Here is a 20,071-nt window from a genome sequence, read left to right as displayed (position 1 = left end):
GTAGGCCCTCGTTGCCGCCACGATCATATGAAAAGTCATGGACCTGTCCAGCACGGAATTACCCGAAGACCGGTTGTACCTCCCCGCGCAGCACCACAGGGGTGCCGTCGATCAGGATGTCCGTGCCCATGACCGGGATGTCGAAATGGCCGGGGGTGTAGCGGCCGGCGAATTCGTTGGCGCCGGTGGAGAAGAGGAAGTTGCCGGCGACGGCACGCAGCTCCGTTCCGTTGGTGTCGCGCTGGTCGTACATGGAAAGCGCCTCGTAGCGCGCGGCCGGGTTCATGCCGAAGCCGACATGGGAGACGGCATAGGCCTCGCGGTCGCCCCAGGCGGCGAAGCTCCGGCGCAGCATCTCGGCGTCGGCGCCGCTGCCCTCGATGGCGGTCACGTAGTCGGATTCGATGGTCAGGCGGATCGGGGCCGCGAGGTAACGCTTGAAGGTGAGGTTGATGTCACCCGTGTCGAGCACGAGCGTGCCGTTCACGGTGCCGGCTGCAGGGAAGCTGACGACGATGCCGCCGGGCCAGTGGGCCAGCGTGCCCGGCCGGTCGGTCCAGCCCCAGACGCCGACCGTCGAAGCGCCCGCCATGTTGATTTCCAGCGCGGTGCCGGCCGCGGAGTGGACGGTCATGCGGCCGGAGGCGCGCAGCATCTTCGTGGCGGCACGGACCTGCGCGGCAAGCGCGTCGTCCGGGCGCATCCGCTCAAGCGCCTCCGGGTGCTCGTTGGAGATGGAGAGGATGCGGGCGCCCGATTTCAGGATCGCGGCCGTCTCCCGCGCGTGCATCAGGCCCTGAACGGTGAGGTCCACGACAAGCGAGCTCGCGGAGAGGGCACTGACCACGGGGGCCAGGCCCTCGATGGCCTCGCTGGCGCCGGTGGAACGGATGGGCACAGGGTGGGGGTTGCGCGCCGTGGGCAGGACGATGTGGAAGGGCCGGGCACCGAGGCGGAGAAGCGCGAGTTCCGCCAGATGGACGTTCAGCGCGCGGGACTGGCTCTCGGAGAGGATCGCGACCACCTCCCCCTGGCGGACGGCGCATTTGGCCAGGACCTCGGCGAAGGCCTCGATCCACTTGTGCTCGATGCGGTCCGCAAACATGCTCACCCTTCCCCGCTGCCGGCGCATTCGGGCCGGGAACGGGACGGGCGTCAAGAAATATGAAAAGGGATGGGTTTCCCGTGGCCTTCACCGAGACCTACCTGCCCTATCTGCTGGCGCGGGCGAGCCATTCGGTCTCGTCCTCCTTTCACGCCTCGCTGAAGGGGTGGGACCTGTCCGTGCCGGAATGGCGGGTGCTGGCCTGCTTGGCGGAGGCGGACGGGCTGGCGGTCGGACAGTTGGCCGAGATGGTCATGATGAAGCAGCCGAGCATGACCAAGGTGCTGGACCGGATGGAGGCGGACGGGCTGGTGCGCCGCAAGGGCGCGCGGGAGGACCGGCGGCGGGTGCTGATCCACATCACGCCAAAAGGCCGCGCGCGGGTGAAGCCGGTGCTGGCCGCCGCCCGCGCCCATCAGAGGGAGAGGCTGGCACCCTTTGACGAGGCGGAGCGCGCCCTCATCTTGCGCGCGCTGAACCTGCTGATCGGGGAGGACTGATCAGTCCCGGACTAGGCCGCCATCCACCACAAGGTTCTGGCCGGTCACCGCGCGGCTCCAGGGGGACGCGAAGAAGAGGACGGCGTCGGCAAATTCCTCGGGCGTCGTCACGCGGCGGAGCGGGGTGGATTGCGCGATGAGATCGAAGACCGCCTCGGGCGTCGCGGCGCTCGCGTCGGTGGTGCGGAGCAACCCGCCCGAGAGCATGTTCACCGTGATCCCCTGTGGCCCGAGATCGGCCGCGGCGGTGCGGGTGAGCGAGAGCAGCGCGGCCTTGGCGGCGGTGTAGTCGTGGTACGGCACCACTGGGTTCTGGAATTTGATTGTCCGGAGACGTGGAAAGACGTCGCGTTAATGCTTGCCAAATACCGGAAACTCCCGGTTTCATTCCCAGCTTCGATCCCAAGCGATCGGAGCTATAAGCTTCGAGGCTTGGTTCGACGCAAGGCGATGAAATGCACAAGGACTCACCAACCGATCCGCAGGCGAAGCCAGAGTATTGGTGGGCAAGAGAAATTTATTCAGGGCAAGTGACACCCGTTGAACTTTGGAAGACCACCTCGCCTGACTTCAGCGATACTGTCATTATGATTGGTGATAGTAGCGGCTATGATGCCAAGTTCTATGAACTTCTAGAGCCGATTCCCTTCCCCAAAGCCGTGCGAAATTCATGAGTCGATTAATGTAAGGGCAGCAGCGTCGAGTGCGGACCCAAGCCCTGACAGTAACTTAGTCCGCAGTTTCGCTGTTCGGCGCGCAGCCATCGTCCACAGCGCCGCACCCTTCATCGTAGAGGTAGAGGGTCAACGGCACTGTGAACGACAACGCCCACGTGACAGCCTCGGCCAGCGAGACGCCCTTCCGTGCTGCGTAGCCAAGCTCGCTGTAATCGTGCGGTGCCTGATCGCCGTCGGCAAAGGCATTGTCGTGCCAAGTCGGCTCGACAATTACGTCGATGCTCTTCCAACGGTAGGTGTTCTTCCGCCGATCGACGACGTTGAGGATCACGGCGCTCTTTAGTCTCCTACTTCCGGTGATGAAGTTGCTGTTCAGAGACCGCCGGTCCTACCCATAGATGCGCGCCGCTAGGTAGATGGTCACACCAATCATTAGGTCACAAGGCGAGGACGCCCAGCGGTCTCACTCGTGTCTCAGACCGGCAAACTACTAACAACTTGTGGAACAGGTTCGTGCCGATGGTGACGATGCGGCCGAAGCCGCGCGCGGCCATGGCGGGCGCGGCCGCCTGGATGAGGTTCAGCGCGCCGTGGAGGGAGACCTCCATCTGAGGCGCGAAGTCGGTCCAGGCGATCTCGCCGATCTTCGGCCGCGCGTCGCCGTTGAAGCGGAAGTCCGAGAGGGCGTTGTGCACGACGGTTGTGACGCTGGTGCCGAAGTGCTTCTCCGCCTCGCCCAGCATGGTGAACACGGCGGCCGCGTCCGTCACGTCCGCCCGCACGGCCGCCGCGCGGTCCCCGAAGGGCGCGGCGACGGCCACCGCGGCCTCGGCGCTGCGGCGGTAGTTCACCATCACGCGCGCGCCGGCGCGGCCGAAGGCGGTGGCGATCGCCGCCCCCAGCCCGCGGCCCGCGCCGGTGACGAGGACAACCTGCTCGTCGATCCTCACATGCCACCGATGTAGTTGGGCCCGCCGCCGCCTTCCGGCGTGCGCCAGTCGATGTTCTGCGTGGGGTCCTTGATGTCGCAGGTTTTGCAGTGCACGCAGTTCTGCGCGTTGATGACGAGGTGCACGGCGGCATCGCCGGCCTCGGTCGTGGCGCCCTGCCCGGTCGCCTCGGCGTCGGGCGTGCCGCGCAGCTCGCGCTCCGCCTCCGGTCCCACGGCCTCGTAGACCGCCGCCGGGCAGTAGCGGCTCTCGGGGCTGCGGAACTGGTCCCAGTTCACGCCTTTCCAGCGCGTCGGCTCGCGCAGAACGAGATGGCTCGGCTGGTTCTCCTCGTGGTTCGTGTTCGAGAGGAACACGGAGGAAAGGCGGTCGAAGGTGAGCTTCCCGTCGGGCTTGGGATAGGTGATGCGCTTGCTCTCGGCGGCGGGCTTGAGCGTCTCGTGGTCGGCGTGGTGCACCCAGGTCCAGGGCGCCTTGCCGCGGAACACGTAGGTGTCGAGCGCGGCCGCGGCCATGCCGCCCCAGAAGCCGTATTTCGCGAAGCCCGGGCGAATGTTGCGCACGCTGTGCAGCTCGTCCCAGACCCAGGAGTGGCGGATGGCCTCGGGGTAGCTCTCCAGCACCGCCGGCGGGCTGCCGCTGGCGAGCGCCGCGGCCACGGCCTCGGCCGCGACCATGCCGCTCTTCATCGCGGTGTGCGTGCCCTTGATTTTCGGCACGTTGAGGAAGCCCGCGGTGTCGCCCACCAGCATGCCGCCGGGGAAGACCAGGCGCGGCACGGATTGCGCGCCGCCCTCGTTCAGCGCGCGGGCGCCGTAGGCGATGCGCTTGCCGCCCTCGAGGAAGCCGCGCACGGCGGGGTGGGTCTTGAAGCGCTGGAACTCGTCGAAAGGCGAGAGCCAGGGGTTCTTGTAGTCCAGCCCGACCACAAAACCGATCGAGACGAGGTTCTCGCCGAGCATGTAGAGCCAGGAGCCGCCATAGGTGTCGCTCTTCAGCGGCCAGCCCGTGGAGTGCCACACCAGGCCCGGCGTGTGCTTCTCCTTCGGGATCTCCCACAGCTCCTTCATGCCCAGCGCGAAGGTCTGCGGCTGGCAGTCCTTGCGCAGGTCGTACATCTCGAACAGGCGCTTGGTGAGTGATCCGCGGCAGCCCTCGGCGAAGATCGTGTAGGTGGCGCGGAGCTCCATGCCCGGCTGGAAGTCCGGCCCCTCCTCGCCCTCCTTCGTGATGCCCATCACGCCGGCCACCACGCCCTTCACCTGCCCGTCCTCGACCACGAGGTCGGAGGCGGCGAAACCCGGGTAGATCTCGATCCCCATCGCCTCGGCGCGCGCGCCGAGCCAGCGGCAGACGTTCCCGAGGGAGACGATGTAGTTGCCGTGGTTGTCCATCGCGGGCGGCGTGGGCAACTTGATGGCGCGCTTCTCGGTCAGCAGCATGAAGCGGTCGTCGCCGGCGGGCGTCATCAGCGCCGGGGGGGCGTCGCGCCAGTCTGGGAACAGCTCGTCCAGCGCCCGCGGCTCCAGCACCGCGCCCGACAGGGTATGGGCGCCAATTTCCGAGCCCTTCTCCACGAGGCAGACGGTGGCGTCCGGCGCGGCCTGTTTCAGCCGGATGGCGGCCGCCAGCCCGGCCGGGCCGCCGCCGACCACCAGGACGTCGAATTCCATGCTCTCGCGTTCGGACACGGGCGCTCCTCCTGAACAGGCCCTGGATGTAGCGCCGCCCTGGGCCGGCTGTAACCCCATCCCCCTGCATGGCATTGCACAGGGGTCGCCGGGGAGGCGATACCGGGGAGATGGACTTGGACGAGGCCGAGACCGCGGCCCTGCTCGCCGCGCTGGAACTGCAGATCGCCTGGGGCGCCGACGAGGCGCTTGAGGAGGTGCCGCAGGACCGCACCCGCGCACGGGTGGCCCCCATGCCGGCGCCCCCGGTGGCCGAGGTCACGCGGCCGGCCGTGCCCTCGCCGCCGCCCGCCCCTGCCCGCCCGGCCGCCCCGCCCGCTGCGGCCTTCGCCCCCGCCTCTCTCCGCGCCGGCGAGCTGGCCGCGGGCGCCGACAACCTGGACGCCTTGCGGGCGGCGCTCACCGCCCTCAACCACCCGCTGCGGGAGACGGCAGGCAATCTCGTCCTGGCCGATGGGGTGCCGGATTCCGGCCTCGTCCTCATCGGGGAGGCTCCGGGGGCGGACGAGGACCGGCAGGGCAAGCCCTTCGTCGGCGTCTCCGGCCGGCTGCTGGACCGGATGCTGGCCAGCATCGGGGTGGAGCGGGCACGGAACGCCTATCTCACCAACATCCTTCCCTGGCGCCCCCCGGGGAACCGCACGCCGACCGACGCGGAGATGACGGTCTTCACGCCCTTCGTCCTGCGTCACCTCGCGCTGGTGCGGCCCCGGCACATCGTCCTGCTGGGCGGCACGGCGGCCAAGGCGCTGCTGCGGCGGAACGAGGGGATCACCCGGCTGCGCGGCCGCTGGCATCAGCTTGAGGTACCCGGGCTGGGGCCGGTTCCGACGCTCGCGACCCTCCACCCGGCCTATCTTCTGCGGCAGCCGGCGGCGAAACGGGATGCCTGGACCGACCTTCGGTTGCTCCGCCGCGCCTTGGATGCGCCACCGCCCGAGACGGTTCAGTGAACGGAACGTGAAGGGCGCCTTGCCGCCAAGTCATTGATTCACGGTCGCGGGCGGCCGCCATCACGCGCTCGCGGGTTGCCCCGCCCGGCGCCAGCCCTTAACGCCTGCGTCCTCATGCGAGCTTCCCCCCCCGGGCTCGATCGCCGTCCCCCCCGGCGAAGGCGCGTGGCGTGGTTGGCCCTGGTGATGGCGTTCGCCCTGTGCGCGCCACTCGCCGAAGCCGCCCCGCATCGCGCATCGGAGAGCCATCCGCGCCGCGAGCAGGTCCTGCCGCGCGATCACCAGCGGGCGACCCGCGCCGCCGCGCCGCGGCCAGGCCCCGCCCGCGCGGCCGGACGCCAGGCCCATGCGGCCGCCGAGGCGCCCCGGAAGGCGCGGCACGGCCGTGCCCAGGCCATGGCCCAGCCGGCATCGCGCGGTTCAAAGGCGCGCGCCGCCCGCACCGTGCAGCGAGAGACGCGGGGCCGCCCGCCGCTCCGCCTTGTCGAGGTCATCCCGCACGAGCCGGAGCCCATCCCGCTCACCCGCCCCGCCGGGCGGCTGCGGCAGATGGAGACGCCGCAGGAGATCGCCCTCTCCTTCGCGCGCACGCCGCTCGCGGCCGCGGCCCAGCCGCCGTCCCCCATGCGGCTGCCCCAGCCCCTCGCCCCTTCCGATGCGGCCCGGCTGCGGCGGATCTTCGAGCTGCAGGCGCGCGGCGACATGGCCCAGGCCATGCGCGAGGCCGAGCGGCTGGACGACCGCCGCCTGATCGGCCACGTGCTGGCCGACCGCTGGCGCCCCGGCGGAGTGGAGCCGAGTACTGCCGAGCTGCGCGCTTGGCTCTCCGAAAACGCGGACTACCCGGACGCGCCGCGGCTGCACACGATGTTGGTCGCCCGCCTGCCGCGTGGCGCGGAGGTGCCCCCCCTGCCCGGCGAGCCCGCGGCCGAGACGGTGCCCGCCCCAGGCCAGGAGGTGCCACCCGAGGAGCGTGAGCCGCCTACCGCCGCTCGCACGCCGATGCTGCGCAACCCTGCTCTCGACCGCACGGTGCGGGACATGGCGGGCCGCGGCGAGGTGGCGGAGGCGCTGCGGCACATCGCGAGCACGCGGGGCATGACGCCGTCCTATGCCGCGGCGCTCCAAACTGACGTAGCGCAGGCCCTCTTCACCTCCGGCAAGGATGCGGAGGCCTTCCGCGTCGCCTCCATGGCCGCCCGTGCGCCGGGGGCACCAGCCCAGGCCGCCTATCTCGCCGGGCTCTCCGCCTGGGGGCTCGGGCAGCACGACGGCGCCCTGCCCTTCTTCGAGATGGCCGCGCGCAACGAGAGGGCGCCGGCCGTGCTGCGCTCCGCCGCCGCCTTCTGGACCGCCCGCGCCGCCGTCCGCTCCCGCCGGCCGCAGGGCTACGTGCCCTGGATGCTCCAGGCCTCGCAGGAGCCGCGCACCTTCTACGGGCTGGTCGCGCGCCGCGCCCTCGGCCTGCCCCCTGGCTTCGCCTGGGAGAGCGACGTGGCCGGGGAAGCCGAGGCCGCCGCGCTGGCCGAGACCGCCGGGGGCTGGCGCGCCCTCGCCCTCATCCAGATCGGCCAGAAGGCGCGCGCCGAGGCGGAGCTGCGCCGCCTCTGGTCCGTAGCGCAGGGCAACCCGGCGCTCGCCCGCGGCATGCTGGCCGCAGCGACGGGCTCGGGCATGACCGAGCTGGCGACGATGCTTGCCTCCCAGGCCCAGGCGGCGGACGGGCGGCCGCGCGACTACGCTCGCTTCCCCGTGCCGAGGCTGGAGCCGCAGGGCGGCTGGCGGGCCGACCCCTCGCTGATCTACGGGCTGGCGCGGCAGGAATCGAACTTCGACCCCGACGCCGTCTCCCCGGCCGGGGCGCGCGGGCTGATGCAGGTGATGCCCGCCACCGCTGCCTACATCACCGGCGACGCGGCCCTGCGCGACGGTGGGAGCCGCCGTCTGCACGACCCCGGCTACAGCCTGGAGCTCGGGCAGCGCTACCTCCTCCAGCTCTCCGGCCAGGAGAACGTGCAGGGAAACCTCATTCGCCTCCTCGCGGCCTACAATGCGGGACCGGGCAATCTCTCGCGCTGGATGCCCGCCAACGGGCACCGGGAAGATCCCTTCCTGTTCATGGAAAGCATCCCCTTCAACGAGACGCGCGCCTACGTGCAGCGCGTGCTCGCCTATTCCTGGATCTACGCCAGCCGCCTCGGCCTGCCCGCGCCGAGCCTCGACGCCCTGGCAGCGGGCAGCGCGCCGCGCTTCCTCGGCGTGGACGAACTGGCCCGGATGGTCGCGCGCGGGCGGGCTTCCTGAGGGCGGGCTTCGTTCTCGACTGGTGACGCTGGGGAGGGAAAGAAAGAATTCTTCCTCTCCCCAGACCTCTCACCATCATCTTTTTCTGTCAATTTGAACGTCTTCGTGGCCGGTGCGCCTCGGGTCACTGACCCGAGGCGACCGCATGCCCAGGAAGGGCGCTCAAGAATACCGCCCCCGATCATCGCACCCGCGATAGCCAGGCGGGGATCCAAAGGCCTCAGGCCCTTGGCGGGTGAGGTGCCGGAGAGGACGGAGCCTTCTCTGGCGGCCGCCAGAACCGGCCTCAGGTACCGACGCGCAGCGGTGCCCTCATCCGGCGCAGGCAGGCGAGGACCGAGAGGGCGGTGATGCGGCCGGTCTTGGGGTTCTCGCTCGGGATATTCTCGATCGACATGGAGAAGCTGGCCGAGTCCGCCTCCACCTCGATGCGGTGGGTATTGCGGGTGAGCGCCGGGTCCGCCCAGATCTCGAGTTCGGTCCGGTCTGGCCCGATGCCGGCGAGGGAGAGGGCCACGGCGACGTTGAGGTTGGCGGGAAAGCCGATCGCGGCCTCGCGCGGGGTGCCCTTGAAGACGCGCAGGGGCTCCGTGATTTCCTCGATCGCGATCTTGTTCTCGACGAGGTAGGGCGCGCCGAGCAGGCCACGCACGGGCTTTCGCGTCACCATCCGCACGGAGTGGATCACCCCTTCGGCCGCGGCGGCCACGGCGTCGAGGCCAAGCAGCGCGCCGGTGGGCACGGTGATCTGCCCGCCGTACTCGCGCGCAAGGTCAATCAGGTGCCCGGCCCGCAGCAGCGCGCCGGCGCTGAGCACGACCACGCCCTTGCCGGCGCGCAGGAATGGCTCCGCAATGGCCGGGAGGAGCGCGGCTGGCGCGGCTTCCACCACGATGTCCGCCAGGGGTTCCAGATCCTCCAGCGGCACGACGGGCACATCCGCGGCCAGGCGGGCGCGGGCGGCGCCGAGGTCGCGCGCGGAGACGGCGGCGAGCACGCAGCCAGGCAGTCCCGCTTCCAGCGCGGCGACGACCGCCGTTCCCACCGCGCCCAGTCCGGCCACGGCGACGCGCAACGGTGCCCCTCTGCTCATCTGAATCCCTCTATCTCACCTGGTGCGACAAGAGCCCGCTTCGCCCGCGGCCGCAACCCGAACCGCTCCTGTCATCGCCTTCCAACCCTTCGTTACCGAACATTCCTCGCTTCTCCGCGTTATGCGTGCGGAGGATTTCATGAACTTGCCCGGGCCGAACTTCGACGTGGTGGTGCTGGAAGACGACGACCTCGTGCGGGATGTCCTGACAGACATCATCGAGGCGGAAGGCTTTGCCGTTCGGCCGGCCACCACGGCCGACGATGCGCTGGAGCAGATTGCCTCCAGCGCAGGCTGCAGCCTGCTGCTGACGGATATCGACCTTGGTCCCGGCCCGTCCGGCTTCGAGGCCGCGCGCCTGGCGCAGGAGCAGCATCCCAACCTGCCGGTGATCTATCTCACCGGCCGGCCGGCGCATGGGAACGGGCGGGAGTTCGGGCCGAAGGAGCGTTTCCTCCGCAAGCCCTTCCGCACGCGGGAGCTGGTGGACGCCATGCGGAGCCTCGGGGTGAACCCGCCCGGCACGGAGCACGGCGTCCAGTAGCCACGCCAGCCGTCAGAGCATCGCGAGCGCGGTCTTGCGCCGCGGCGGCGGGAAGGCGGCGTCGAGGTCGCGCAGGTCCTCCTCCGAGAGCGATATGGCGGCGGCGGCCGCATTCTCGCGGACATGCGCGGGGTCGCCGGCCTTGGGAATGGCGATCACGCCCTCCCGGCGCAGCACGAAGGCCAGGGCGACCGCGGCCGCCCCGGTGCCGTGCCGAGCCGCGACCTTCAGCAGCGCCGGGTTGCGCAGCAGCCGTCCTCCCTGCCCCACCGGCGAGTAGGCCATGACCGGTATTCCCTTCTCTGTGCAGAAGGGAAGAAGGTCGTATTCCGGGCCCCGCGCCTCGAGGTTGTACAGGACCTGGTCGGTTGCGCAGTCCGGCAGCGCGGCGCCGAGTTCCTCAAGGTCGTCCAGGTCGAGGTTGGAGACGCCCCAACGGCGGATCTTGCCGGCGCGGATCAGGGCCTCGAACGCCTCCACCGTCTCGGCGAGCGGCACGCCGCCGCGCCAGTGGAGGAGGTAGAGGTCGATCGTCTCCATCCCCAGGCGGCGCAGGCTGGCCTCGCAGGCCTTCGCCATGCGCGCGCGGGAGGCGTTCTGCGGATAGACCTTGCTGACGACGAAGGCTTCGTCACGCCGGCCCGCGAGCGCTTCGCGCACCACCTCCTCCGCGCCGCCATCGGCGTACATCTCGGCCGTGTCGATCAGCGTCAGGCCGAGGTCGAGACCGAGGCGCAGCGCGTCGGCTTCGGCCCGGCGATCGGCGCCGCGCTCGCCCATGTGCCAGGTGCCCTGGCCGAGGGCGGGCACCTCCTTGCCGTCGGGAAAGCGGATCTGGCGCATGCGGGAGTCTCCGGGGGTTCGTCGGTCACGTGATCGCGGGAAGCGGCGTCGCGGCTGCTGTGCAAATGTGGAGTCATGCACCGCCTTTTCGCCCTCTTCCTCCTCGCCGTGGGGCCCGCCCTTGCGCAGGGGGTGCCGCCGGTCGCCGGTACCGAGAGCTTCGGGCCCTGGCTGCTCTCCTGCCGGCTCGACCGCATGACGGACCGCGCGGAGTGCCGGATGATGCACAACCGGCCGGTGCAGCCCGCTGCGCCCGGCCTCGCGCCCCTCGTGCTGGAGGTCGCGGAGCGCGGCGGGCGGCTGGTGCCGGTGGTGGCGGCGCGCGACCTCTCGCTGGAGGGAGCGGCGCGCGGGGCGCTGGCTCTGGCCGGCACGGTGCAGTTGCGCTTCCCGCCCAACCGGCTCTTCGAACTGCCCTGCGCGCTGGAAGGGTTCTCGCTTGTCTGCGCGCCGCGCGAGGCGGACCTGGCCCGAGCCGCGGCGGAGTTGCCCGGAGCGGACCGCGTGCTGGTGCGGGTCGGTGGGATGCTGGTGCCCGAGGCCCAGGCGATGGTGGAGCCGGTGGAACTCCGGCTTTCCGACACCCCAGCCGCGCTGGCCCGCTTCCGTGCCCGCCAGCCCGAGGGCAGCGCGCCGCCAGCCGCCCCTTCCGGGTTGTTCGATCTGCTGGAGCGGCTGATGGGCCTGCTGGGCGCACCCGGCTGGCGGTAAGGCCGGCGGCTCGCTCCGTCCCGGGTGGGCCGCCCTAGAACCAGCCGCCGATGCCGAGGGTGACGTGCGCCGCGCCCGGGGCCCCGGGGCAGGAACCGCCAAGGCGCAACGGCAGCGCGCGCTCAGCGGCGAGTTCGAGCTTTACCTCGCAGGTGGCCTGCCCGCCGGCTCCGCCGAGCCCCTTGAGCGAGACGATCTGGAGGTCAAGGCGAGTTCCGGCCCGGCCGAGAAAGCCGAGGCTGGTGGAGAGGCCCGCCTCCGCCCTGAAGGCCAGACCGGGCGCGGTGCCCCGCCCTCCGGGATCGGCCAGGCCCGCCCGCTGTCCGATCCCGGCCTTGGCACGCAGCCGGGGGCCGCCGGGGAGCGCGAGGCTGAGCTCCTCGACCAGGGCCGCCCCGATGGCCTGGCGGGACCTTGCCTCCCCCTCCCGCCAGAGGGCAGCGGAGCGGATCAGCGGCATGCTGGTGAGGGCGAGACCCCAGACCCGAGAGGTCTCGTGTCGCAATCCGGCCGAGCCCCATCCACTGGCGGAGGTGATGCTTCCGGCGGCGTCCCACGCAGGCGCCGGGCTCTCGCCCGTGACCCATAGCGCCTTGTCGGGGCTGTTCCAGTCGAGCCGCAGCGGGGGCGAGGGAAAAATCGCCTTCGGCGCACGAGGCTGCGCGGTTCCGATTTCGGCAGTGGCCTCGAAGGCGGCGGCACTGTGCTCCGGGAAGGCCGCGACGAGGAAAAGGGTGGTCAGAAACGCCGATAACCGGGAGATCATGTCGATACCGTGGCAATTAGGGCGGAATCGTGTCCTCGAATAAGCGAGGAAGGCCCCATACCCCAGCGAAGATCACGAAAACGAGAGCGAGTGCTGCCGCGTGTTGCCCTGCGGCATCAGAGGGGAATGGTCCTGCTTCGAAAAAGCATTGGAGCGGCCGTAGGAACCTCGTCGGGAGGGCTTACCTTCGCCGCCGTCCCTCAGGCGACCGGCGGCTCGCGGCGCAGCAGCCAGGCGCCGAGCGCGACGGAGACGAGGAAGAGCGCCCCGCCGAGGACGAGTTGCGCCATGCGGTCCACCGCTACCCCGTTGCCGAGCAGCGCGAAGACGAGGGTCTGCGGCAGGTAACCGATTGCCGAGCCGAGGACGAAGGGGGCCATCCGCACGCCCGAGAGCCCCGCAAGGAGGTTGAGGGCAAGGTTGTTTCCGACCGGCAGCAGGCGCAGCGCGAGGGTGGCGCCGAAGGGGCTGGCCACCAGCCGGTCGTGCAGGGGCCGCAGGCGGCGGCCGAAGCGGCCCTCCAGCCGGCGCGCCGCCCAGTCGCGCCCGAGCAGCCGCGCCCAGCCGAAGGAGGCCGCGCAGCCGAGAACCTGCGCCACCAGGGCCAGCCCCGTGCCGACCGGCGCGCCGAAGGCGTAGCCGCCGAGGAAGGCGACCCCCTGCCGAGGCAGCCCCGCCGCCGCCGCCGCCGCGCCCACCGCGAGGAAGACCGCCTCCCCCTGCAATCCCTGGCCGCGGATCCAGTGGTCCACCCAGGCGGTGCCGGTCTCGCCGCCGGGCGCGAGGCCGAGGGTGCGGATGATCCAGCCCGCGAAGCCGAGGCCCAGCGCCAGAAGCGCCAGCCGCCCGGCCGCCGCGATGGCAGGGCGCGGGGTGGCCGCGGTGCTCATGCGCCGGGCGCCCCCGCGCGGGGCGCGTCCTCGGGCAGCAGGCGCGGGCGTTTCCACCGGCGCTGGAGCCACATCATGCCCAGCAGGTCCACGATGCCCACGGCGAGCCGGTCCAGCGTGCCGTAGTTGGAGACGCCGCGGACCCGCGGCCGGTGCCCCACGGGCTCGCTGACGACCCGCCCGCCGCCGCGCAGCACGAGGGCCGGGAGGAAGCGGTGCATGTGGTCGAAATGGGGGAGGCTCAGGAACAGGTCCCGCGCGAAGACCTTCAGGCCGCAGCCGGTATCGGGCGTCGCGTCACCCAGCAGCCGGGCGCGCACGCGGTTGGCGATGCGGCTGGTCAGGCGCTTCGTCGTCGTATCCTTGCGGGTCTTGCGCCAGCCCGCGACGAGCGCTCCCTCCCCTTCCACCCGGGCACGGGCCCAAAGGCGGGGGATGTCCGCCGGGTCGTTCTGACCGTCGCCGTCGAGGGTCGCGATCCAGGGGGCGCGGGCGGCGCGGACGCCGCTGACCACGGCCGCCGACTGCCCGCAGGAGGTGGCGTGGCGCAGTAGCCGCACCGGCGCGGAGCAGGCGGCCTCGCGCACGGCCTCGGCAGTGCCGTCGGTGGAGCCGTCGTCCACATAGACGATCTCGTGCGGCACGCCCGAGAGGGCCGCGGAAATCTCGGCGACGAGCGGCGCGATGTTGGGGGCCTCGTTCCGCACGGGTACGACGACGCTGATCTCGGGGCTGATCTCGGGGCCGATCGCGCGCGCGGAACCGGGCCACTCGCCGCGCCGGCCGGGCCCGGCCGGCGGTCCGGGGAGCGCGGTCTCGGAGGGGCCGGAAGCCCGGCTGCCGGGCAGGGAGGGAGGCAGGGACATCCGGCGGCGGGGGGTAGCAGGGGGCCGGGGGCGCGTCCAGCGCGGCAGCTCCCAAGGGCTTTTCGGGGACAAGCAGACCGTTTCGGAGACCGAGGCGTCTCGGGGCACCCTTGCCCCGCATGGCCGTGCGTACTTCTTCGGGGTGCAGTAATCTGTTGGCCACCCCATTTGCCGGACATCATGCCCTTCGACGCTCATGCACCTTATCTCAGCACCGCGGCCGCGCCCGATGGCCGCTCACGCGCCGTGGCGACCTGGCTGCTGGTGGTGGCCGCGATGGTCTGGGTGATGGTGGCGCTCGGTGGTGCGACACGCCTCACGGGCTCGGGTCTCTCGATTATGGAATGGGCGCCCCTCCGAGGCACCCTGCCGCCGCTGAACGAGGCGGAGTGGAACCGGCTCTACGAGCTTTACCGCACCATCCCGCAGTACGAGCTGGTGAACCGCGGCTTTGGGCTGGAGGGCTTCAAGGGCATCTTCTGGCTCGAGTGGACGCACCGGCTCTGGGGGCGGCTGATCGGTCTCGTCTACGCGGCGGGCCTCGTCTGGTTCTGGCTGCGCGGGGGCATCCCGCGGGGCTACGGGCGGCGGCTGCTGGTGCTTCTCGCGCTCGGCGGGCTGCAGGGGGCAGTGGGCTGGTTCATGGTCGCCTCCGGCTTCGAGGCGGATCGCACGGCCGTGTCGCCCTGGCGGCTGGTGATCCATCTCGGCCTCGCGCTGTTCCTCTTCGGCGCGCTGCTCCGGACCGCGCTGTCGCTGCTTCACCCGCGCCGGGACGCGCCGGCGGAGGCCACGCCGCTGCGGCCGCTGGCCCATGCGGCGGCGGGGCTCGTGGTGCTGGCCATGCTGGCGGGCGGCTTCGTCGCGGGCATCCGCGCTGGCCTCGACTACAACACCTTCCCGCTAATGGGCGGGCGGCTGGTACCGGAAGGCTATGGCGCGCTGACCCCCTTCGCGCGCAACCTCGTGGAGAACGTCGCGGCGGTGCAGTTCAACCACCGCCTGCTGGCGAGCCTCGCGGGCCTCGTCTCCCTCGTGCTGGCGGGGCTGGCGCTGCGGCGGCTGCCGGCGGGCTGGGCCCGGCACGCGGCGGTCGGCTTCGCAGGGGTGGTCATGCTGCAGTACGGCCTGGGGGTCGCGACGCTGCTGAACTTCGTGCCGGTCTGGCTGGGCACGCTGCACCAGACGGTCGCGGTGGGCGTCCTGGCGGGCGCCCTCATCCTCCTGCACGGCCTGCGAAGGCCACGCCCGGACCGCGGGGAGTGAAGGCCTCCCCTCCCGACGACTTCCCTCTTCGGGCCGTGCTCGAGGTCCTGCCCGCGGGCGCAGCGATCTTCGACGGCGCGGGACTGCTTCAGTACGCCAATTCCGGCTTCTGGGCTCAGGCCGGACTGGGCGCGGAACCCCTCCCCCCCGGCACCCCCGCCGCCGAAGTGACCGCGCGGCTCGCGAAGGCCGGACATTTCGGCCCTGAGGGCGGAGTGGCCCCTCCCCTCCTTCACCATGCGCGACCGCATCGCCAGCTCGTACGGAGCGTCGGCGGGCGCTGGCACGAGGTGATGAGCACGCCGTTGCCGGGCGGCGGATCGGTGACCCTCTCCGTGGACATCACGGGCGTCCGCCGCTCCGAATCGGAGGCGGTGGAGCACGCGGCGCTGCTGGAGGCGATTCTTGAGCGGCTCGACACCGGCATCTCGGTCACCGATGACGCCGCGCGGCTGACCTATTTCAACCGGGCCTATGAGCGCCTGATCGGCGCGGGGCCCGGGGGCGTCCGGCTCGGCATGAAGCGCACCGAGCTGTTCGAGCGGCTGCGCCAGGCGGGCGAACTGGACCGCATGGCGCCGGAGGACGTGGCCAATCTCACCCTCATGGGGGTGAAGGGCACGACCGTGTTCCGGCGGGAGCGGCCGGACGGCTCCACCCTTTGGCTCCGCGCGCGCCCCGTCCCAGGGGGCGGCGTGCTCACCGAGGTCGGCGACGTCACCGCCCTTCGCCAAGCCGAGCAGGAGGCGCAGGACCGCGCGAAGCTGCTCGACGGCGTGCTCTCCGCCCTGCCGCACGGCGTCCTCGTCTACGGGCCCGACAAGCGCGTGCGCATGGTGAACGACGCCTATCAGTCCATCATGGCGGGATCGGAGGTCACGGTCGGCGAGCACATGCGCGACATCGCGGCGCGGCGGATCGCGCAGGGCGAGTACGGCCCCGACGGCCGGGACGTGCCGCCCTTCCTCGTCGAGGACCGGCCACTGCCGTCCGAGCTGACCGAGCGCAGGCGCTTCCGGCCCAACGGCACCATCATGACGGTCCGCATAGTGCCGCTGCCGGACGGCGGGCAGGTGGTGGTGATGACCGACGTCACCGCCCTGACCCATGCCGAGGAGCAGGCCGAGCGCCGCGCGGCGACGCTGCGCGCCATGCTGGATAACCAGCCCGCCGGGATCGCCCTCTTCGACGCCCAGGCCAACCTGATCGCGGCCAACGCGCTCGCCGCGCAGATGGCGGGGCTGACCGAGGAGCAGATGAAGCCCGGTCGGAACCTGCTGGAGCTTCGCGCCCTGCAGATGGCGGCAAAGGAGTTCGGCCTGGACGCGAAGGACGCGCAGACCTTCGTCGAATCCCGCGGCGAACGGCTGCTGGAGACGCGCAACCGCTACGTCCGCCGCCGGCCGGACGGTACGCTGCTGGAGGTGCGCACCGACCTCACCCCCGATGGTGGCTTCATCCGCACCTATCGCGACGTGACGGAGGAGCGGCGCGTGCGGGCCGAGCTGGAGGCCGCGCGCGATGCGGCCGAGGCGGCCTCCCGCACGAAATCGGGCTTCCTGGCCACGATGACGCATGAATTGCGCACGCCGCTCCACGTGGTGATCGGCTTCTCCGAGGCGATCCTCGAGGAGAGCCGGCCGGAACTGATCCGCGCGCACGCCGCCGAGGTCCTGGCCGCGGGGCAGCAGCTTCTGAACCTGGTGGACGGGCTGCTGGAGGCAACGCGGATCGAAGCCGGCACGCTCTTCCTGCGCGAGGCGGTCTTCGACCCCGCGCCGATCCTGCGCGCCGCCGCCCTTGCCCGGCGCAAGGCGGTGAAGGAGGCGGGGATCGACCTTTGCCTCGACGTGCCGGAAGGGCTGCCATCGATGCGCGGGGATGCCGCGCGGCTGCGGCAGGTGCTCGACGCGCTGCTTTCCAATGCCGTGAAGTTCACCCCCGCGGGCGGGCGGGTGACGCTGTCCGCATCGCCCGCCGATGGGGGCGGCAGCCTGATCACCCTCGCCGATACGGGCATCGGCATGGCGCCCGAGAACATTCCCCGCGCCTTCGAGGCCTTCACGCAGCTCGAGGCGGGGCTGGACCGGCGCTACGCCGGCTCCGGCCTCGGCCTCTACCTCGCCCGCGCGCTGACGGGGGCGATGGGGATCGACCTGACCCTCGACAGCACGCCTGGGCAGGGCACCACCGTGACGCTGGCTGTGCCGCCGGCCGATGAGGCAACCACATGAGCAACGACACACCGCTCGACGCCACCGCGCGCCTGTTCTTCCGCGAACTCGACGCCGGGGAGGCCGCGCGCGTGACCGCCGACGCGCTTTCGGGCGCAGAGGACGGAGAGCTGTTCCTCGAATACCGGGAGAGCGAGATGCTGAGCCTGGAAGATGGACGCATCCGCTCCGCCACCTTCGACACGCAGCGCGGCTTCGGCCTGCGCGCCGTGCGGGGCGCGGCCGCCGCCTATGCCCATGCGGGCGAGGTCACAGCCCCCGCCCTGAAGCGCGCGGCCGCCGCCGTGCGCGGCCTGCCCGGCGATGGCGCCATCCGCGTGGCCGAGCCGCCGCGCGCGACCAATGCCCGGCTCTACGACCCCGCCAACCCGCTGCACGCGATGGATTTCGCCGCCAAGGCCGCGCTGCTGGCCGAGATCGATGCCTTCGCCCGCGCGCGCGACCCGCGCGTGGTGCAGGTGATGGCCTCCCTCTACGGCGAATGGCAGGCGGTGCGGATCCTGCGGGGCGACGGGCGGGAGGTGGCGGACCTGCGCCCGCTCGTGCGGCTGAACGTCTCCGTCGTGGTGGAGGCCGACGGGCGGCGGGAAACCGGCAGCTACGGGATGGGCGGGCGCTTCGCCTATGACCGCGTGCTCGGCGCCGATTCCTGGAAGGCGGCGGTGGACGAGGCGCTGCGCGGGGCGGTGCTAAACCTCGGCAGCGTGCCCGCCCCGGCCGGGGAGATGGAGGTGGTGCTCGGCCCGGGCTGGCCGGGTATCCTGCTGCACGAGGCGATCGGGCACGGGCTGGAGGGCGACTTCAACCGCAAGGGCACCTCGGCCTTCGCGGGGCTGATGGGCCAGCGCGTGGCCTCCAAGGGCGTGACGGTGATCGATGACGGCACCATCCCCGACCGCCGCGGCTCGCTGACCGTGGACGACGAGGGCACGCCGACGAGCCGCACGGTGATGATCGAGGACGGCATCCTCACCGGCTTCATCCAGGACCGGCAGAACGCGCGGCTGATGGGGGTTGCCCCCACCGGCAACGGGCGGCGGCAGAGCCACGCGCACGCGCCGATGCCGCGCATGACGAACACGGTTATGCTGGGCGGCGAGCACGCGCCGGAGGAGATCATCCGCAGCGTGAAGCGCGGCCTCTATGCCGTGAACTTCGGTGGCGGGCAGGTGGACATCACGTCCGGCAAGTTCGTCTTCTCCGCCTCCGAGGCCTACATGATCGAGGACGGCAGGATCGGCGCGCCGGTGAAGGGCGCGACGCTGATCGGCGACGGGCCGAGCGCGCTGACGCAGGTCTCCATGATCGGCAACGACATGGCACTGGACGCGGGCATCGGCACCTGCGGCAAGCAGGGCCAGGGCGTGCCCGTGGGCGTCGGGCAGCCCACGCTGAAGATGCGCGGGCTGACGGTCGGCGGCACGGCGGTCTGATCGCGGGCCGGCGCGGTGCCCGGCCTGGATCTCGCTCAGTTTGCTCTCGTCACGCTCGTCATGGCGGCGGCGAGCATCGTGCAGCTGGCGGCCGGCGTGGGCGCCGCGCTCGTCGGGGCGCCCCTGCTGCTGGCGATCGAGCCGCGTCTCGTGCCGGCGGCCTTCTCGGCGGCGATGATGGTGCTGCTGTTCGGCCAGTGGCGGTCCAACGCGGGCTCCGTGCCGCCGGGGCTGCTGCTGCCGGCCGTCGCGGGCGTCGTGCTGGGCACGGGGATCGGCATGGCGCTGGCCGTCGCCTGGCCGGGACTTGCCTCGCGCCGGGGATGCGGGGTGGTGATCCTTGCGGCCGCGGCGCTGACCCTTCTCGCCCCGCAGGTGGCGCCGCGGGGGCGCGTACTGGCGCTGGCCGGGCTCGTCTCGGGCGTCATGGGCGGGCTGGCGGCGGTGCACGGGCCGCTCGTCGGCCTCGCCGTGTCGCGGCTGCGGCCCGAGGCGGCGCGGGGCTTCCTCGGGCTGTTCTGGCTCATTGCCCAGGGCACGCTTCTCCTCATGGCCGTGCCGGCGGGGCGGGCGGACTGGGGCACGCCGCTGCTCGCGCTTCTCCTCCTGCCCGGCCTCGCTCTCGGCGCGGCCCTCTCGGGCCCGGCGCAGCGCTGGCTGGTCGGGCCGCGCCTGCGCGCCGGCATCCTCGGTCTGGCGCTCGTCACCGGCGGCCTGCTGGTGGTCGCGGGATGAGGGGCCTGCGCCCCGCGCGCCCGCAGGAGGCGGAGGCCGTCCATGCGCTGGTGCAACGGGCCTATGCGCCCTACGTGCCGCTGCTAGGGCGGCGGCCCGCACCGATGGACGACGACTTCGCGGCCCGCATCGCCCAGGGGCAGGCGCATGTGCTGGAGCGGGATGGAACCATCGTCGCCCTCGCGGTGATCGAGGCGCGGGCGGACCACCTCTGGATCGACGACCTGGCGGTGGAGCCGGCGATGCATGGCCAGGGGATCGGCCAACAGCTCCTCGCCTTTGCCGAAGCCGAGGCGCGGCGGCTGGGCCTGAACGAGCTGCGGCTGCTGACGAACGAACGGATGGTGCGGAACCGGGCGATCTACGCGCGGGCAGGGTTCATCGAGACGGCCGTCGTGGAGGAGGGCGGGCTGCGGCGGGTCTATATGGCGCGGCGGCTGAGCGCTTCTTCCTGAATTGCCGTCATCCAAGCCTCCTGAGCCGCAGGTCGTACCGTCGATTTGGCGGCCC

General features: G+C 71.7%; 21 protein-coding genes. 11 read left to right on the top strand and 10 right to left on the bottom strand.

The window, feature by feature from the left end; all coding sequences use genetic code 11:
* Nucleotides 1-58 precede the first annotated feature (58 nt).
* Nucleotides 59-1,105 carry a 2,5-dihydroxypyridine 5,6-dioxygenase NicX family protein gene (locus BO39_RS08155; RefSeq protein WP_043831780.1) on the bottom strand — a complete coding sequence of 349 codons (1,047 nt, stop codon included), beginning with the start codon at nucleotides 1,103-1,105 and terminating at the stop codon, nucleotides 59-61.
* Between the two features lie 80 nt (nucleotides 1,106-1,185).
* On the opposite strand from BO39_RS08155, the gene BO39_RS08150 reads away from it, so the two are divergent.
* On the top strand, nucleotides 1,186-1,605 hold the full coding sequence (locus tag BO39_RS08150; protein ID WP_052401798.1) for a MarR family winged helix-turn-helix transcriptional regulator: 420 nt from the start codon (nucleotides 1,186-1,188) through the stop codon (nucleotides 1,603-1,605).
* Here the strand turns inward: BO39_RS08150 and BO39_RS08145 are convergent, their stop codons facing one another.
* Complete coding sequence (locus BO39_RS08145; protein ID WP_245615035.1) at nucleotides 1,606-1,908, bottom strand: SDR family oxidoreductase; 303 nt, start codon at nucleotides 1,906-1,908, stop codon at nucleotides 1,606-1,608.
* Between the two features lie 152 nt (nucleotides 1,909-2,060).
* Between BO39_RS08145 and BO39_RS32490 the strand changes: the two genes are divergently transcribed.
* Nucleotides 2,061-2,279 (top strand): hypothetical protein, encoded by a 219-nt coding sequence (locus BO39_RS32490; RefSeq protein ID WP_156963579.1) that lies wholly within the window; start codon nucleotides 2,061-2,063, stop codon nucleotides 2,277-2,279.
* Nucleotides 2,280-2,334: 55 nt separating this feature from the next.
* Here BO39_RS32490 and BO39_RS08140 read toward each other — a convergent pair whose 3' ends face one another.
* The 3 genes from BO39_RS08140 to BO39_RS08130 form a co-directional block, all read right to left on the bottom strand.
* Nucleotides 2,335-2,613, bottom strand: a complete 279-nt coding sequence (locus BO39_RS08140) for a hypothetical protein (protein ID WP_043831777.1) — start codon at nucleotides 2,611-2,613, stop codon at nucleotides 2,335-2,337.
* A gap of 106 nt (nucleotides 2,614-2,719) precedes the next feature.
* Complete coding sequence (locus BO39_RS08135; RefSeq protein ID WP_052401797.1) at nucleotides 2,720-3,232, bottom strand: SDR family NAD(P)-dependent oxidoreductase; 513 nt, start codon at nucleotides 3,230-3,232, stop codon at nucleotides 2,720-2,722.
* Nucleotides 3,229-4,923, bottom strand: coding sequence for an electron transfer flavoprotein-ubiquinone oxidoreductase (locus BO39_RS08130; protein WP_043831775.1), 1,695 nt, complete (start codon nucleotides 4,921-4,923; stop codon nucleotides 3,229-3,231). Before BO39_RS08130 ends, BO39_RS08135 begins: the two co-directional genes overlap by 4 nt.
* Nucleotides 4,924-5,033: 110 nt before the next feature.
* Here BO39_RS08130 and BO39_RS08125 point away from each other — a divergent pair, with 110 nt between their 5' ends.
* Together BO39_RS08125 and BO39_RS08120 are read left to right on the top strand one after the other, a co-directional pair.
* Nucleotides 5,034-5,876, top strand: coding sequence for a uracil-DNA glycosylase (locus BO39_RS08125; RefSeq protein WP_043831774.1), 843 nt, complete (start codon nucleotides 5,034-5,036; stop codon nucleotides 5,874-5,876).
* 186 nt (nucleotides 5,877-6,062) lie between these two features.
* The gene (locus BO39_RS08120; RefSeq protein ID WP_245615032.1) at nucleotides 6,063-8,180 is read left to right on the top strand and encodes a lytic transglycosylase domain-containing protein; all 2,118 of its coding nucleotides are present in this window, start codon (nucleotides 6,063-6,065) and stop codon (nucleotides 8,178-8,180) included.
* A 286-nt stretch (nucleotides 8,181-8,466) separates the two neighbouring features.
* Here BO39_RS08120 and BO39_RS08115 read toward each other — a convergent pair whose 3' ends face one another.
* Nucleotides 8,467-9,273, bottom strand: coding sequence for an aspartate dehydrogenase (locus BO39_RS08115; RefSeq protein WP_043831772.1), 807 nt, complete (start codon nucleotides 9,271-9,273; stop codon nucleotides 8,467-8,469).
* Nucleotides 9,274-9,412: 139 nt separating this feature from the next.
* Between BO39_RS08115 and BO39_RS29750 the strand changes: the two genes are divergently transcribed.
* Complete coding sequence (locus BO39_RS29750) at nucleotides 9,413-9,817, top strand: response regulator (protein WP_169742740.1); 405 nt, start codon at nucleotides 9,413-9,415, stop codon at nucleotides 9,815-9,817.
* A 12-nt stretch (nucleotides 9,818-9,829) separates the two neighbouring features.
* Here BO39_RS29750 and BO39_RS08105 read toward each other — a convergent pair whose 3' ends face one another.
* Nucleotides 9,830-10,660 (bottom strand): aldo/keto reductase, encoded by an 831-nt coding sequence (locus BO39_RS08105; protein WP_043831771.1) that lies wholly within the window; start codon nucleotides 10,658-10,660, stop codon nucleotides 9,830-9,832.
* A gap of 75 nt (nucleotides 10,661-10,735) precedes the next feature.
* Between BO39_RS08105 and BO39_RS08100 the strand changes: the two genes are divergently transcribed.
* Nucleotides 10,736-11,371, top strand: a complete 636-nt coding sequence (locus tag BO39_RS08100; RefSeq protein ID WP_052401794.1) for a hypothetical protein — start codon at nucleotides 10,736-10,738, stop codon at nucleotides 11,369-11,371.
* 34 nt (nucleotides 11,372-11,405) lie between these two features.
* Here BO39_RS08100 and BO39_RS08095 read toward each other — a convergent pair whose 3' ends face one another.
* The 3 genes from BO39_RS08095 to BO39_RS08085 form a co-directional block, all read right to left on the bottom strand.
* Nucleotides 11,406-12,137 carry a hypothetical protein gene (locus BO39_RS08095; RefSeq protein ID WP_043831770.1) on the bottom strand — a complete coding sequence of 244 codons (732 nt, stop codon included), beginning with the start codon at nucleotides 12,135-12,137 and terminating at the stop codon, nucleotides 11,406-11,408.
* A gap of 200 nt (nucleotides 12,138-12,337) precedes the next feature.
* Complete coding sequence (locus BO39_RS08090; protein WP_043831958.1) at nucleotides 12,338-13,027, bottom strand: TVP38/TMEM64 family protein; 690 nt, start codon at nucleotides 13,025-13,027, stop codon at nucleotides 12,338-12,340.
* Complete coding sequence (locus BO39_RS08085) at nucleotides 13,024-13,776, bottom strand: glycosyltransferase family 2 protein (RefSeq protein ID WP_043831957.1); 753 nt, start codon at nucleotides 13,774-13,776, stop codon at nucleotides 13,024-13,026. The genes BO39_RS08090 and BO39_RS08085 overlap by 4 nt, the downstream gene beginning before the upstream one ends.
* Before the next feature lie 297 nt (nucleotides 13,777-14,073).
* Between BO39_RS08085 and BO39_RS08080 the strand changes: the two genes are divergently transcribed.
* The 5 genes from BO39_RS08080 to BO39_RS08060 are packed head-to-tail and all read left to right on the top strand — an operon-like array spanning nucleotide 14,074 to nucleotide 20,016.
* Nucleotides 14,074-15,159: a COX15/CtaA family protein gene (locus tag BO39_RS08080; protein WP_052401793.1), complete on the top strand. Its 1,086-nt coding sequence runs from the start codon at nucleotides 14,074-14,076 to the stop codon at nucleotides 15,157-15,159.
* Nucleotides 15,156-17,393: a sensor histidine kinase gene (locus BO39_RS08075; RefSeq protein ID WP_043831769.1), complete on the top strand. Its 2,238-nt coding sequence runs from the start codon at nucleotides 15,156-15,158 to the stop codon at nucleotides 17,391-17,393. Before BO39_RS08080 ends, BO39_RS08075 begins: the two co-directional genes overlap by 4 nt.
* Nucleotides 17,390-18,826: a metalloprotease TldD gene (tldD, locus tag BO39_RS08070; protein ID WP_043831768.1), complete on the top strand. Its 1,437-nt coding sequence runs from the start codon at nucleotides 17,390-17,392 to the stop codon at nucleotides 18,824-18,826. Before BO39_RS08075 ends, tldD begins: the two co-directional genes overlap by 4 nt.
* Nucleotides 18,827-18,841: 15 nt before the next feature.
* The gene (locus BO39_RS08065) at nucleotides 18,842-19,561 is read left to right on the top strand and encodes a TSUP family transporter (protein ID WP_156963577.1); all 720 of its coding nucleotides are present in this window, start codon (nucleotides 18,842-18,844) and stop codon (nucleotides 19,559-19,561) included.
* Nucleotides 19,558-20,016 (top strand): GNAT family N-acetyltransferase, encoded by a 459-nt coding sequence (locus tag BO39_RS08060; protein ID WP_043831766.1) that lies wholly within the window; start codon nucleotides 19,558-19,560, stop codon nucleotides 20,014-20,016. The genes BO39_RS08065 and BO39_RS08060 overlap by 4 nt, the downstream gene beginning before the upstream one ends.
* Nucleotides 20,017-20,071 lie beyond the last annotated feature (55 nt).

The sequence above is a fragment of the Roseomonas aerilata DSM 19363 genome, from assembly GCF_000711725.1.
In the GTDB taxonomy this organism is placed as follows: Bacteria; Pseudomonadota; Alphaproteobacteria; order Acetobacterales; family Acetobacteraceae; genus Roseomonas; species Roseomonas aerilata.
Note: the sequence above shows the minus strand (reverse complement) of the source record. Positions and strands in the feature narration are given on the sequence as shown.

What these genes read in the sequence shown, in the direction of transcription:
- BO39_RS08155 (WP_043831780.1), bottom strand. Translation starts at nt 1,105, where the DNA reads ATGTTTGCGGACCGCATCGAGCACAAGTGGATCGAGGCCTTCGCCGAG.
- BO39_RS32490 (WP_156963579.1), top strand. Translation starts at nt 2,061, where the DNA reads ATGCACAAGGACTCACCAACCGATCCGCAGGCGAAGCCAGAGTATTGG.
- BO39_RS08125 (WP_043831774.1), top strand. Translation starts at nt 5,034, where the DNA reads ATGGACTTGGACGAGGCCGAGACCGCGGCCCTGCTCGCCGCGCTGGAA.
- BO39_RS08120 (WP_245615032.1), top strand. Translation starts at nt 6,063, where the DNA reads ATGGCGTTCGCCCTGTGCGCGCCACTCGCCGAAGCCGCCCCGCATCGC.
- BO39_RS08115 (WP_043831772.1), bottom strand. Translation starts at nt 9,273, where the DNA reads ATGAGCAGAGGGGCACCGTTGCGCGTCGCCGTGGCCGGACTGGGCGCG.
- BO39_RS29750 (WP_169742740.1), top strand. Translation starts at nt 9,413, where the DNA reads ATGAACTTGCCCGGGCCGAACTTCGACGTGGTGGTGCTGGAAGACGAC.
- BO39_RS08105 (WP_043831771.1), bottom strand. Translation starts at nt 10,660, where the DNA reads ATGCGCCAGATCCGCTTTCCCGACGGCAAGGAGGTGCCCGCCCTCGGC.
- BO39_RS08100 (WP_052401794.1), top strand. Translation starts at nt 10,736, where the DNA reads ATGCACCGCCTTTTCGCCCTCTTCCTCCTCGCCGTGGGGCCCGCCCTT.
- BO39_RS08095 (WP_043831770.1), bottom strand. Translation starts at nt 12,137, where the DNA reads ATGATCTCCCGGTTATCGGCGTTTCTGACCACCCTTTTCCTCGTCGCG.
- BO39_RS08090 (WP_043831958.1), bottom strand. Translation starts at nt 13,027, where the DNA reads ATGAGCACCGCGGCCACCCCGCGCCCTGCCATCGCGGCGGCCGGGCGG.
- BO39_RS08080 (WP_052401793.1), top strand. Translation starts at nt 14,074, where the DNA reads ATGCCCTTCGACGCTCATGCACCTTATCTCAGCACCGCGGCCGCGCCC.
- tldD (WP_043831768.1), top strand. Translation starts at nt 17,390, where the DNA reads ATGAGCAACGACACACCGCTCGACGCCACCGCGCGCCTGTTCTTCCGC.
- BO39_RS08060 (WP_043831766.1), top strand. Translation starts at nt 19,558, where the DNA reads ATGAGGGGCCTGCGCCCCGCGCGCCCGCAGGAGGCGGAGGCCGTCCAT.